Source organism: Streptomyces sp. SAI-135 (assembly GCF_029893805.1).
In the GTDB taxonomy this organism is placed as follows: domain Bacteria; phylum Actinomycetota; class Actinomycetes; order Streptomycetales; family Streptomycetaceae; genus Streptomyces.
In genome coordinates this window covers 3123597-3136655 of record NZ_JARXYP010000002.1, presented here as the reverse complement: position 1 = coordinate 3136655, position 13059 = coordinate 3123597, and the positions used below count along the sequence as shown (strand labels likewise).

The 13059-nt window shown below is 72.4% G+C and carries 9 protein-coding genes; 3 read left to right on the top strand and 6 right to left on the bottom strand.

Translation table 11 applies throughout. The features are described from left to right. The first annotated feature begins 88 nt into the window (after positions 1-88). The gene (locus tag M2163_RS18625; RefSeq protein WP_280851664.1) at positions 89-967 is read left to right on the top strand and encodes an alpha/beta hydrolase; all 879 of its coding nucleotides are present in this window, start codon (positions 89-91) and stop codon (positions 965-967) included. A 76-nt stretch (positions 968-1043) separates the two neighbouring features. On the opposite strand, the gene fxsT is transcribed toward M2163_RS18625, so the two are convergent. From fxsT to M2163_RS18600, 5 genes are all read right to left on the bottom strand, one after another. Next, positions 1044-4964 carry an FxSxx-COOH system tetratricopeptide repeat protein gene (gene fxsT / locus M2163_RS18620; protein WP_280894501.1) on the bottom strand — a complete coding sequence of 1307 codons (3921 nt, stop codon included), beginning with the start codon at positions 4962-4964 and terminating at the stop codon, positions 1044-1046. Next, complete coding sequence (locus tag M2163_RS18615; RefSeq protein WP_280851666.1) at positions 4961-6292, bottom strand: TIR-like protein FxsC; 1332 nt, start codon at positions 6290-6292, stop codon at positions 4961-4963. The genes fxsT and M2163_RS18615 overlap by 4 nt, the downstream gene beginning before the upstream one ends. A gap of 86 nt (positions 6293-6378) precedes the next feature. Continuing rightward, positions 6379-7905 (bottom strand): AAC(3) family N-acetyltransferase, encoded by a 1527-nt coding sequence (locus tag M2163_RS18610; protein WP_280894500.1) that lies wholly within the window; start codon positions 7903-7905, stop codon positions 6379-6381. After that, complete coding sequence (gene fxsB, locus M2163_RS18605) at positions 7902-10091, bottom strand: radical SAM/SPASM protein FxsB, inactivated metallohydrolase extension form (protein WP_280851667.1); 2190 nt, start codon at positions 10089-10091, stop codon at positions 7902-7904. Before fxsB ends, M2163_RS18610 begins: the two co-directional genes overlap by 4 nt. Before the next feature lie 154 nt (positions 10092-10245). Beyond that, on the bottom strand, positions 10246-10410 hold the full coding sequence (locus M2163_RS18600) for a hypothetical protein (RefSeq protein ID WP_156100574.1): 165 nt from the start codon (positions 10408-10410) through the stop codon (positions 10246-10248). A gap of 204 nt (positions 10411-10614) precedes the next feature. Here M2163_RS18600 and M2163_RS18595 point away from each other — a divergent pair, with 204 nt between their 5' ends. Beyond that, entirely contained in the window at positions 10615-11529 is a 915-nt protein-coding gene (locus M2163_RS18595) for a DUF4231 domain-containing protein (protein ID WP_280851668.1), read from the top strand. Positions 11530-11550: 21 nt separating this feature from the next. Here the strand turns inward: M2163_RS18595 and M2163_RS18590 are convergent, their stop codons facing one another. Further along, complete coding sequence (locus M2163_RS18590) at positions 11551-12051, bottom strand: hypothetical protein (RefSeq protein ID WP_280851669.1); 501 nt, start codon at positions 12049-12051, stop codon at positions 11551-11553. A 316-nt stretch (positions 12052-12367) separates the two neighbouring features. Between M2163_RS18590 and M2163_RS18585 the strand changes: the two genes are divergently transcribed. Next, entirely contained in the window at positions 12368-12997 is a 630-nt protein-coding gene (locus tag M2163_RS18585; RefSeq protein ID WP_280851670.1) for a ScbR family autoregulator-binding transcription factor, read from the top strand. Positions 12998-13059 lie beyond the last annotated feature (62 nt).

Genomic DNA, 13059 nt, shown 5'->3' with positions numbered 1-13059 from the left:
ACCTGCGAGTTCGTTTCGCCGTACGCCCCTGTGGGCAAGGTTCGGGCAGCGTGGCCCGGTCAAGGCCTCGGGTGGGGGGAGCGCGGCGGTGCCCGACCATGTGCGCACGGCGGACGGACGACGGTTACGGGTGGAGGTCTCCGGGGATCCGCACGGACGCCCCGTGTTCCTCCTGCACGGCATGCCGGGCAGCCGCGTGGGGCCCAAACCCCGCTCGATGTTCCTCCACCAGCGCGGTGCCCGTCTCATCAGCTACGACCGTCCCGGATACGGCGGTTCGGACCGGATGCCGCGCCGCCGGGTGGCGGACGTGGCCCAGGACGTCGCCGATGTCGCCGACGCCCTGGAACTGGACCGGTTCGCGGTGGCCGGCCGGTCCGCCGGCGCCCCGCACGCCCTGGCCTGCGCCGCGCTGCTGCCCGACCGGGTCACCCGGGCGGCGGCGATGGTGGGCTGGGCACCGCGCGACGCCGAGGGCCTGGACTGGTACGCGGGGATGGCGCCGTCCAACGTCGCCGCCCTGAGCACGGCCGCCAGCGACCCCGAGCGGTTCGCCGCCGGGATCATCCCGCGCTCCGCCGCCATCCGCAGCAACCCGGCGCGGCTGCTGGAGGAACTGCGCGAGGACCTCACCGCCGACGACCGGCTCATCGTCTCGGACAACACCATCCGCTCGATGCTGCTGCGCAACTACCGTGAGGCACTGCGCACTTCGCCGTACGGCTGGATCGACGACGCCCTCGCCCTCACCGCCTCCTGGGGCTTCGACCCGGCGCGGATCAAGGTGCCGGTGCTGCTGTGGCACGGCAAGGACGACGTCTTCTCCCCGGCCTCGCACGCCTCCTGGCTCGCCGACCGCATCCCGCGCGCCACGGCCGTCCTGGAACCCACCTCGGCCCACTTCGCCGCCCTGCGCGCCCTGCCCGCCGTACTGGACTGGCTCCTCACCGACGCCCGGACGGGTTGACGGGCGGGTTGCCCCCGCGGGCGCGTGTCCGCGGCGGAGTGCTGCCGGGCGGCCGGGTCGACCGTGCGCGCTGGGATCACACGGAGAGGGGCTCCAGGTCCCGGTAGATCCGCCGTTCGCGGCCGGCCAGCAGGGTGATGCCGTTGTCCTCGCCGAGGAGCAGGCGCAGTTCCGCCATCGCCTCCTCCCGCAGGGCGCGGGCCTCGCCGTCCCGGCCCAGGGCCCGCAGGGTGAGCCCCAGGTTGGTGACGACGGCGAGCGTTTCGGGGTGGTGGCCGCCGAGGGCCTCGCGCAGGACCGGCAGCGCCGCCTCGTCGCGTTCCCGTGCCTCCTCGTAACGGCCCTGGTCGTAGAGGACGTTGGCGTAGTTCACGCTGCAGAACACCGCGTGCGGATGGTGCTCGCCCAGCACCTCCGCCATACGGGGCAGCACCTTCAGGAACACCGCCTCCGCCTCGTCCAGGTCCCGGCAGCCCCAGTGGAAGATCCCCAGGTTGTTCAGGGCGGCCTGGGTGTACGGGTGCGCCTCGCCCGGCACCTTCATGTACTCGGCGAGCACCTCCCTGGCCACCTCGCGGGCCCGGTCCCGTTCGTCGGCCGCGAACAGGTCGGCCGCCAGGTTCAGGTCGCAGGCCAGCGAGTCCGGCGTGGGGGCCGAGTACTGGTCCTTGTACTGCTTGCGGGTCGCCTCGGTCAGCCGGCGGGCGTCCTCCAGCTGGCCGTTGCGGCGCAGCGACACCGCCAGGGACTTGGCGCAGCGCAGGGTGCCGGGGAACTCCCTGGTCAGGATCCGTTTGTGAGCCGCGTAGGTGCGGGAGAGGATCGACACCGACTCCGCGTACCGCCCTACCTCCCGCAGGTCCCGGCCGAGGCGTTCGGCCGAGGCCAGCGTGTACGGGTGGTCGGGGCCGAGGACGGCCATGCGGCGGTCGAGCGTGTCCTGGTCGATGCCGCGGGCCTCGCCGTAGTTGCCCACCATCCGCAGGGCCAGGGCGAGGTTGTTGGCCGCGCTCAGGGTGCGCCGGTGCGACTCGTGGAAGATCTCGCTGAAGCCGGTGTGCGCCTCCTTGGCCAGCTCGACCGCCTTCGTGTACTCGCCGAGCGCCGCCAGGTCGCTGGAGAGCCCGGACATGGTGGCGTAGGTGTGCGGATGCTGCTCGCCCAGTTCCCGGCGCTGGCGCTCCAGCAGGTCCTCGCCGATCTCCCGGGCCTCCACGTAACGCCCCTGGGAACGCAGCACGTTGGCCAGGTGGAAGCGCAGGTAGAGGTAGTACACGTCGTCCTCCCCCAGCACCGGCTTCCAGTGCTGGAGCAGGTCCTCCGCGAGGCGCCGCGCGGCCAGGAAGTCACCGCGCTTCCACTGGTAGCGGACGCGGTCGATGAGCAGTCGGCGGGTGTCGGCCTCACGGCAGTTGCGGGCGTCGGAGGCGGCCAGGTGGGGCCAGATGACGGCGAAGCGGGGCCAGGTGCTCGGATCGTCTATGGGCTCGTCGCCGTCGGGCCGGGTGCCCGCCAGGACGGTGTGCACGACGTGCCGCGCCTCCTGCTGCTTCTCCTCGGGCATCTGGGAGCGGATCACCGCCTGCACCAGCCGGTGCACCTGGAGGCTGTTGGTCTTCTGGTCGACCTTGGCGAGCGCGAACCGGCCGATCTCGCGGATGATCCGGCCGAGCAGCAGACTCTCCTGGAGCGAGGGGTCGTACGGCTTGAGTGCCGCGATCATCTCCTTGCTGTACAGCAGTTGCTGGGAGATCGGCTCGGGCGCGAGGAAGGCGCACAGCTGGAGCAGCCGTACCGCCGCCGGTGAGCGTTTCTCCAGCTGCTCGATCGAGACGTTCCAGGTCGCCGCGACCGTACGCGGGTAGTCGGGCGGCTGGTTGAGGTCCAGGACCTCGGTGGTCTGCCGGGCCAGCTGGCGCAGATAGTCCTCGATCGGGGTGGCGGTCTCGGCCAGCCAGGCCGCCGCCTGTTCGACGGCCAGCGGCAGGTCGCCGACGGCCTCCGCCACCCGGTCGGCGTCCTCGGCCGACAGGCCGCCCTCGCGGCGCCGGGTCAGGTGCTCGATGCTCTCCTGGCGTTCGAACACGTCGATCTGCTGGGACGCCCCGTGCTGGGACCAGGCCTGGTTGCGGGAGGTGACGAGGATGTGGCCGCCGTCCCCGGTGGGGAAGTAGCGGGCCAGCTCCGCGGGGTCGCCCGCGTTGTCGAAGACCAGGATCCAGCGCTTGGTCGGTAACCCCCTGGACAGCCGCTGCACGGCCTCCTGGCTGGCCTTCGTCATGTCCTCCTCGGTGCCCGTCGCGCCTATCAGCGGGGCTAGTTCGGCGAGCGAGGCCACCACGTCGTCGATGTGCTCGGCGGACATCCACCAGACCAGGTCGTAGTCGGCCATGAACCGGTGCACGTACTCGATGGCGAGCTGCGTCTTGCCCACGCCGCCCAGGCCGAACAGTGCCTGCGGCTGCGGCGGCCCGGACAGCTCGCCGAGCTGGGTGCGGATGCGGTCCATGATCGGGGCCCGGCCGGTGAAGGTCGTGTTGCGCTGGGGCGCGTTCCAGATGCCGGGGGTGATGCCGGGGAAGCGGGGCGCCGACGGGCTGTTCTCCGCCTGCTGCAAGGGGAGTTCCAGTGCCCGCTGGAGCGCGGCCACGCACTCCGCCTCGTCGAGCCGGTGCAGGTCGGTGCACGGTTCCGGGAGCGGGACCTCCTCGACCCGCAGCGGCACCACCGAGCCGCGGGCGCCGTCCGGGGTCCGCTCGCCGAGGGCACGCCAGACGGAGTCGGCGTACCGGGACTCCTGGAAGGTCTTCGACAGCAGGACCACGGTGTGGGCGGTGGTCTCGGCCGGCTCGACCGGACCGGTGGAGATCTCGTGCAGCGTGACCTCGCAGCCCGCCCGCTTGAGCAGGTACTCGACCCAGTCGGCCCACATCCGCTTCTCCGCCGCGTACGCGACGACGACGTCGGCCACGCTGGTCAGCGGCCGGCGCCTGAGGTAGGCGTCCCGGCAGCGCAGCCGGACCGGCTCGGGGATCTGCGGCAGCGAGGTGACCTCGCGGTCGGAGATGACGGCGGTGAGCCGCTCGAAGGCGGACAGCAGCGAGTTGGCGATGCCGCTCTCGTCGCCGACGGTGGCGAGAGTCTCCTCGTAGGCGTAGTAGGGCCGGTACGGGATCTCGACGTTGCCCCAGTAGGCGCTGAGCTCCTCCTGGCTCAGCGGCCGGCCGTCCGCCCCCTTGGGCAGCCCCTCGAACCGCATCCGGGCCAGCGCGCGGCCCGCGTCGACCTTCTCCTTCTCGCCCTCGTCGATGCGCATCGGCACCGGCAGGACCCGTATCCGGCGCGGCCGGTAGCCCTCCTCCACACTGCGGGCGACGACCGCGGCGCCCTCCAGCGCCTGGTCGCTCAGGGTGAAGCAGTCCACCAGGACGTCGGGCATCTCCATGGTGCAGATGTCCGCGTTGTCCGACAGGCCGGTGCGGCTGTCGATCAGGACGTAGTCGTACGTCGCCTTCATGCTGGCCCGCAGGGCCCTGAGGAAGGTGCCGCCGCCCAGGCGTTCGTAGAAGTTGTCCCACTCGAACGAGGTGACCGCCGCCGAGTAGGCCCGGTCCTGGCGGCCCGCGGACAGGAAGTCAAGCGAGCCGCCCTCGGGGAAGTGCAGGTCGAAGCGTTCGGGGCGGATGGACACCGCGTGCTGCTCGACCTGGGCGTAGGACAGGTGCCAGTCGTCGGGGCGCTGGGTTCCGGTGGTCGCGGCCCAGGCGTAGTCCTGGATGATGTTGATGACGCCCGGGGTCGCGGACAGCGCCTTGGGGTCGAGGAACGGGTGGAAGAAGCGGTGCAGGCCCGGCGCCTCCAGGTCCCAGTCGACGGCCAGGACCCGTTTGCCGTTGGCGGCCAGGATCCAGGCGGTGTTGGCCAGTGCCATGGTGCGGCCCGTACCGCCCTTGTAGCTGTAGAAAGTGATGACACGTCCGTCGCGCGGGCCCGTCATGCTTCTCCTCCGTGGTCGGGTCCGCCTTCCGGGTACGGCGGCTGGATGGGGCCCAGCAGACGGGGCCTGGGCACGTGCGGACCCGGCGGCGGATGGGCCTCCGCGTGTTTCAGGTACTGCCGGGTGGTGTGCGCCACGACGGCGGGCAGCACGTCGGTGAACGCCTTGAGCGTGGGGACGCCGTTGACCGCGGTACGGCAGTCGGTGCGCCTGCCGCGTTCCAGCAGCAGGGGCAGGGTGCGCTCGAACTCCATGGTCAGGCGCTGGCCCTCGTCGCCGTGGCACTGGAGGTCGGCGCGGTTCCAGGGGACGACCGCGCTCACCCACGGCTGGGCCTGCGCGTCGAACGCCTTCAGCCTGCGCCGCCGTTCCTCGTCCGTCAGCGTCCACCGGTCCACGAGCAGGATGCGCGGGCGGCCCGTCTTGCCGCCCTCCTCGTCGGCGCCGGCGGAGTGCGGGCCCTCGGTGTCCTCGTCGTCGAAGGAGGAGACCGTGGGCCGGTAGTCCAGCGAGCGGATCAGTTCCTCCGCCAGCGCGGGCAGCGGGCGCGTCGACTCGGAGTGGTACGGGTTCCAGTCCAGCGGGTCCTCGCCGTACGGGCGCGGGTCCCGGTCCTCGGGCACGCTGTCGAGGGTGGGCGCGGCCACCGTCAGATGGATGTGCCGGGGTTCCTCGCCGCGCGGCCGGAACGCGCTCGGCGTGGACTCGTAGTCGCGCAGCCGGCCGGGCGGCAGCGGTGACTCCTCGGCCACCTGGACGATGCGCTGGGCGAGGGTGAGGACGGTCTCCTCGTACTCGTCGCGCAGTCGGCTGAGTTTGATGAGCCCGTAGAAGCCGTTGGTGGCGTAACGGTCGCCGAAGGTCGTGCGGTCCAGGTGGATGTGGCGTATGGAGTCCGGCAGTTGCTGGAAGTCGACGCGCGTCCACAGGGCCGGGACGATGGCGGACACCTCGCGTCCGCCGGCAGCCTTGGCGTGCAGGAGGCGTTCGTTGAACGCGTACAGTTCCCGGCCGCACATCTCGCTGGTGAAGTAGCGCGGTGACAGCAGCGGTACGAAGACGCGGCAGCGGGCGAGGTTCTCGCTGAGCTTGCGCGGCCAGCCGTCGCCGGAGCCCATCTCCCGGTCAATGAAGCCGACTTCGGCACCGGCGGGCAGGTCGGTCAGCGCCATGATGTGGTTGCACAGGTCCCGGTAGAGCTGGTGCACCCAGTGGTCGGGGTCGCCGCCGCCCGATCCCCACGGCGGGGTGTGGGCGTAGCTGAGGAAGAAATAGGGCTGCCCCTCGGCCGAGGCCTGCCCCCACTCCCCGTCAGGTGTGTCCAACACGCCCCCCTGCGCGTCGATGACCCCGTAGCCGGAGCCACCTGGAACCGGAAGAACAATGTGCCTGACCAGGAGGCCCGGCGGATCGCTTATTTCACGTCATTCCGGAGACGAGATCTGGACAGTTGATCGCGTACGTCGTCGACGGCGGCCCGCATTCCGAACAGCGTGACCGGTCTTCCGGACCATTCCCGCCGCACGAGGAGTTCATCCGGAAGCCGTGCGCCGGCCTCCGCGAAGTCACCGTCGTCCAAGGTCAGGTCCTGGTAGGTGACCCAGTTCCCCTTGTCGCCCAGCACGCAGCGGTACTCCCGCAGGGGTGGTCGCGGGGTCATGCGGTACTCGGCGAGGTGGAAGGCGCTGCACACCTCGAACCCCACCCGGAGCAACAGCACTTGGGCATCGGCGTCGTACAGCTTGGCGAGGGGCGAGCGCTCGCCGAGGTGGCATTGCGGGTCGTGCCCGGCGAGCAACTCGCCCGCCCGGGGGCCGATCGCGGCCAGCGAGGTCTGCGGGTGGGCGCTGCGCACGGCTCCCGGAGTGCTCCGCACACATTCGGCCAGCGCGCCCATCGAGGGGCAGGGAGTGGCGTCCGGCTCGAAGGGGAGCATCGACGCACGGAACTCCTCGGCCTCCTCGGCGCTCAGGTGCGCGACGAGGGCCCGGTGGGCGCGGGAGCTGTCCGAGTTCTCGGGCGTGAAGGCGGGCACGACGAGCGTGCCACGGGGACCGAGCGCGTCGAGCAGCGCGTCGCGGACCTGGGTGGGGGAGAGGCGGGTGCCGCTCAGGGAGGCGTGGACCATGAGGGGGGCTTCGGGGCGCAGGGGTAACCCGGCCAGGAGAGCGCCCAGTTGCTCGTCGCCCGGGGGGTCGGGCGGGAAGGGGTCGCGGCGCCCGGGGTGTGGGCCGGATGGCCGGGTGTCGGGGTGCATGGTGGGTGGTGGGGAGGGGCGTGTGTCGGGGTGGCCGGTGTGCGGTGCCGAGGGGCGGGTGTCGGGGCGCAGGGGTAACTCGGCCGGTTCGGCGGTAAGTTGCTCGCCGCCCGGCGGGTCGGGCGGGAAGGGGCCGCGGCGCCCGGGGTGTGGGTCAGGTGGCCGGGTGTCGGGGTGCATGGTGGGTGGTGGGGAGGGGCGTGTGTCGGGGTGGCCGGTGTGCGGTGCCGAGGGGCGGGTGTCGGGGCGCAGGGGTAACTCGGCCGGTTCGGCGGTCAGTTGCTCGCCGCCCGGCGGGTCGGGCGGGAAGGGGTCGCGGCGCCCGGGGTGTGGGCCGGATGGCCGGGTGTCGGGGTGCCTGGTGGGTGGTGGGGAGGGGCGGTTGTCGGGGCGCAGGGGTAACTCGGGCTGTTCGGCGGTCAGTTGCTGGCCGCTCGGCCGGGCGGTCGGGAGGGAGCCGAGGCGCCTGGGGTGTGGGCCGGACAGCTGGGTGTCTGGGCGGCCTGGGGGCAGTGCGGAGGGGCGCGCGTCGGGGCGGCAGGTGTCCGGTGCCGAGGGAGGGGCGTCGGCGCGGCCGGTGGCCGGGTGGTCGGTGTCTGACCAGGTCGGGGGCCCGGGGTGGCCGTCGGGGAGTCGGTGGCGCGGCGGGTCGGTCGAGGTGGTCGTGGCCGCCGGCTTCGTCACGGCCGCTCCGCGATCGTCGCCCACTCCGCACGCAGCTCCCCGGCCAGTACCTCGCCGCTCTCGGTGAGGTCGCGGCCGGGGAGTTCGGACAGTGAGGTCAGGGCGTGGCCGGCCCGGGCCAGGGCCTGGAGGCCCTGCGGAGTCTCACGGCCCCAGTACGCCACGTCGCCCAGTCCCTCGACGGCCTCCGTGAGCAGCCGGCCGGCCTGGTTGCCCGGCACATGCAGATCGGTCGTCGCGCGCAGGGCGGCCAGCCGGGCCCGGCGCCCCAGACGGGGCAACTCCCTGACGAAGGCGGCGGGTTCGAAGTCGACGGCCACGCCCAGCCCGCCCAGGCCGTCGCCGGCGAGCCGCACCCCGGCCCCGGCGACGAGCGGGGTGACGGCGTCGACCCGCAGGGCGTTGCGGTCGTCGTCCGTCCCCGCCCCCTGCTCCGCCCGCAGCTCGTAGGCGGTCCGCAGCCGCTCGCGGAACGCGCTGAGCCCGGCAGGGTCCAGCGGGTCGGTGACGGGGGCCGGATAGACGGCACGGCGGGGGTCCGCGTCGTCGATGAGAAGCGGCTCGGCTGCCGCCACCTTCAGCACTGTCAACGGCCGCCAGGTGGCGCTGGGTTGGTCGCCCGCGGACAGGCACGTCCCGTCGGCGGTGCGGACGTCGAGACCCCGCGCGCTCACGACCGCCTCCACCCGCCCCGGCGCGGGCAGGGTCAGGGTGCCGAGGGTCGGCAGGTGCAGCTCCCGGTCCGGTTGCTCCCAGGCCAGCCGCAGCGGGGCGTGCGCGTGGACGGCCGCCGCCACGGCGACCCGGGCGAAGCGGGCGGAGGTGATGTGGGCCGCCTCGGCATGACGCAGGGCGGCCCGCAGGTAGGGGTGGGACAGCACCCGGTTGAGGTGCTCCGCGGTGCTCCGGTCCGCGTCCAGCCGGAGCAGGGCCGGCCAGGTCGCGTCCCAGTCGGGGTGCCCGGCCAGCCGCTTGTTGGCGTAGGCGAGGAGCGCCCGGTCCAGCTCCTGGCGGGCGAACCGCAGGGCTTCCGGGTCGAGGACCGCCGGTGAGAGGGCGCGGTCGGTGATCCGTTCGGCGATCCCGTCGACGAGGGCGCGCAGATCGGCGCAGAACACCGAGGGGTTGTCGAACTCGCGTTCGCTGCTGTAGCGGTGGGCGTAGAGGCCGCCACCGCAGGACTCGACCACCGGGCACGCCCGACAGGTCTCCGAGAGCCCGAGCAGGCCGCGCTGCCGCGCCTGGACGCCGGGATGCCGGGCCACCTGCTCGAAGGTGTGCTCGTCGACGTGGTATCCCGTGGCGGGTGCACCGTCGTAGGCCGTCTTGAGCGAGTCCACCTGCTCGAAGGAGCCGTCCGTCTCCACGACCGCCAGGTCGGAGGGGGCCAGCCCCATCGCCTCGGTCAGGCTGGGGCCGCCCCGCAGGGTGCTGAGCACCGAGTCGAAGGTCCGCACCCGCACCTTGCGGCCCTGTTCCGTCCAGCGGTCGAACACGGCGAGCAGCCAGTCGGCGTACGGCGTCGCCGAACCGGAGGAGCCGCGCGGCGGCGGGGTGTCCCAGGTGGAGTGGGGCAGCAGGTAGTCGATCCGGGGCGGTTCGAGGGCCGACAGGCTGTCGTGCACGGCGACGGGGTCGTTCGCCACGTCCACCGTGCAGAGCAGTCCGCCGAACAGGTGCCGGTACTCCTCGGTGCGCAGCAGGTCGATCGCGCGCAGGACGCGGTGATAGCTGCTCCGGTACCTGCGGTCGAGGCGGTGCCGGTCGTTGGCGGCCTGGTCGCCGTCGAGCGAGACGCTCACGAGGACGCCGTACTCCCGGAAGACGTCCAGGTGACGGCGGCTCAGCTGCACGCCGTTGGTGTGGATCTTCAGCTCCAGCTCGGCGATCCCGGCCAGCGCGGAGCTGAACTCGGCGCAGATGGCGCGCAGTCGGGCGGGACCGGCCAGCAGGGGCTCCCCACCGTGCAGGATGACGGTGACGGAGGCCAGGTCGTGCTCGCGCGCGTACGTGGCGAACCGGGCCGCGGTCCGGCGGACCGTGTCCTGGCCGATCACGACCGGGCGGGTCTTCCAGCTCTTGTCCGCGTGCTCGTACACATAGCAGTGGTCGCACGCCAGATCACAGCGACTGTGGATCTTCAGGACGAGTTGCTGGAGTGGGTGGTCCCCCGAGGAAACGGTCACTTAGCACACGCTACCGCGCGCCGTCACCCCCGCACGGCCTGTATCGGCCAATTGGGATACCGCACACCTGTGTTGTGGTATCGGACCGTACTCCGGCGGATCGACCGCGCACGCCGTGGTGAACGGCGGGCGCGGTCGCGGCCGGATGTGCGCCCTACAGCGCCGAGTCGAAGGTCGTGGGACGCCGTCCCGGACCACCCGTGACCCGGTCAGCGGCCTTCGTCGTGGCAGTGGAGTCGATCGCACCCAGCGGGGTGTGCTGCCCCTGGGGGGCGGAACCGGCGGCCGTCGCGCGTTCCGTGACCGTCTGAGCCTTCATCTGTCTGATGTCTCCTTCCGTGGGGACCGGCGTGTCCCCGGCCCAAGGAGACCAGAGGCCCGGTGTCGGAATTCGAACCATGAGACAGAGACAACCCGGTTTTAGGCGGACGATACCTCAGCCGGAGGGCTCCGGAGCATGGCTGGGGGAGGCGTACGCGCCCATACTCGGATGTCCGGGGGAGCCTGATGTCGGGGGTGGGCCATGAGGGTCGGTATTCCGGGGCCGGGAGTCACTTGGAACGACGACGACCTCCCTCCGCTCTTCCGTGTTAACGATCAACTGGCGATCACCCATCAGAGTGAATCGTTCCGTGCCGTCCGGGCCCAGTTGGTCGTCCTGCTGGCCGCCACGACCTCCGCCATGCTGGCCGAACGCCTGGACAGTCATGTCCCGGCGGTCCTGGCCGCGCTGCTGTACGCCCTGACCATCGGCATCGGTCTGCGCACCACGCGCCGCAGGGCCCGCGCACGCTGGCAGGCCCATCGGGCCGTCGCCGAGATGCTGAAGTCCCTGGCGTGGCAGTACATGGTGCACGGGGGCATCTTCCACTCCCAAGTCGCCAACGCCGACGCGCTGTTCGCCGAGCGCGTCGAGGAACGGCTCAGGGAGATGCGCAAGGTGGGCTGGGAGGACTCCAGGAACGGCACCCACACCCGCGGCGAGGGTCAGATCACCGCGGTGATGCGGCAGGTGCGGGCGAAGCCCTTCCCGGTGCGGCGGGACGTCTATCTGCGGGAGCGATTACTGGAGCAGCACGCCTGGTACCGGCGGCGCGCCGCGCAGGCCCACCGCGCCTCCGTGCAGTGGTCGTCGGTGACCGCCGTACTGACCCTGCTGGCGCTGCTCGCCGCCGTGCTCAGGGCGGCCGGGATGCTCGGCGGCTGGGACCTGACCGGAGTGCTCAGCGCGTCCGCGGCGGCCGGCGTGGCCTGGCAGGAGGTGCGCAGGCACCGGCCGCTGACCTACGCGCACTCGCTCGTCGAGCAGGACCTGGAGACCCTGCGGGTCGAGATGAGCACGACCGTGACCGAGGACCGGTGGGCCCTCGCGGTGGCGGAGGCGGAGCGGCTGGTGTCGCCGCAGCACTCGGACTGGCTGGGCCGGTTCGGTGGCTGACAGACCGTCAGGAGCCGTGCGTCAGGGTTCGCGGCGCACGTCCGGGTCCCACAGGACGGTCACCGGGACCCCCGTCCTGCGTGCGTGAGCCACCACGTCACCGGTGCCCCCGAGGCCCCGGGCCGGCCGGCCGTCCCACACGGCGATCAGCCGGTCGCAGTGGTCGACGATCCAGCGGCCCGCCGCCAGGTACGCCTCCTCGTGCGTCGCCTCCCGCGGCAGCTGGACACGGCGCGCACAGGCGCGCAGCAGCCTGCGGTACCCGGCGCGCGCGGCGTCGTCGTCGAGGTGGGCCTCGTAGTCCATGCCCGGGATCACCGCCGTCACCGGGACACCGTTGTCCAGGGCGATGTCCGCGAACAGCTGGTCGGCGCCGGCAGCGAGACAGGTGAGGGCCTCCAGGGTGCCGGCGCCGAGATGTCTGCGCATCTCCGCCCGCACGCCCGGCAGGAGCGGGCCCGGGATGCGGCGGTGCCCGGTCACCCCGATCCGGGTGACGGAGGTGAGAGCCGGTGCGGTCACGGCGGAAGAGGTTCCGGCCTGTCGGGTCGTCGCGGTTCCGCTCGTCACGAGAGAGCCTCCCACAGCCGTCGGAACCTCCACCGTAGCGCCCTCGGCGGGGAGCACACAGGGGCGCACCCGCTCACTCCGGGCTCGCCGGCGGGGAGTTGGGACGCGGGGGTGACCGTATCGACGTCCAGGTCGGCCATCAGGGCCCCGGCGTCCGTCATCGGTGTTCGCCCGGACCGTCGAGAAAAGTACCAGTCGGTTGGTTTCTCTGTTGATCAGGAAGGCAGACTGCTCCCGAGAGCTCGTGACTCAGGCAGGGGTGGGACGCATGGTCAGGCAGGAGCGCGCGGAGGTCACCCGGTCGGCCATCCTCGACGGGGCGGCCCGCGTCTTCGCCGCCGAGGGGTACCACGGGACGTCGCTCGGGGACATCGTGAAGGAGGCCGGGGTGACCAAGGGGGCGCTGTACTTCCACTTCGGTTCCAAGGAGGAGCTCGCCCAGGCCCTCGTCGACGAGCAGTTCGCCGCCCTGGAACCGGTCACGGACACCACGAGGCCCGGCGTGCAGACCGTCATCGACATCGTGCACTCCATGGCCCGGCGGCTGGTGGCCGACGTCCGGGTGCGGGCCGGCATCCGGCTGGTCATCGACCGGAGCTCCAGGGCCGGCCTCGCCGGCGCGCCGTACGCCCGGTGGATCGAGCTCATCCGGGAGTGCCTCGTCCAGGCCCAGCAGCGCGGGGACGTCAAGGCGGACCTCGACCCCGGACGGGTGGCCCGGCTGATCGTCGGCTCCTGGACCGGAGTGCAGCTCAGCAGCCAGGTCCTCAGCGGCCGCGCCGACCTGACCGAGGAGACCACCCTGATGTGGGAGATGCTGCTGCCGAGCATCGTGCCGCCGCGGCGGCTGGAGCGGTTCCACCCCGAGGGCACGGCCCGGGTGCCCGAGATGGTCTGACGGGGCCTCACCGTCACCGGCCCCGTCGCCGGCAAGGCCGTCTCCGGCGGGGGGAGTCGCGT

What these genes read in the sequence shown, in the direction of transcription:
- fxsT (WP_280894501.1), bottom strand. Translation starts at nt 4,964, where the DNA reads ATGACGGGCCCGCGCGACGGACGTGTCATCACTTTCTACAGCTACAAG.
- M2163_RS18600 (WP_156100574.1), bottom strand. Translation starts at nt 10,410, where the DNA reads ATGAAGGCTCAGACGGTCACGGAACGCGCGACGGCCGCCGGTTCCGCC.
- M2163_RS18595 (WP_280851668.1), top strand. Translation starts at nt 10,615, where the DNA reads ATGAGGGTCGGTATTCCGGGGCCGGGAGTCACTTGGAACGACGACGAC.
- M2163_RS18585 (WP_280851670.1), top strand. Translation starts at nt 12,368, where the DNA reads ATGGTCAGGCAGGAGCGCGCGGAGGTCACCCGGTCGGCCATCCTCGAC.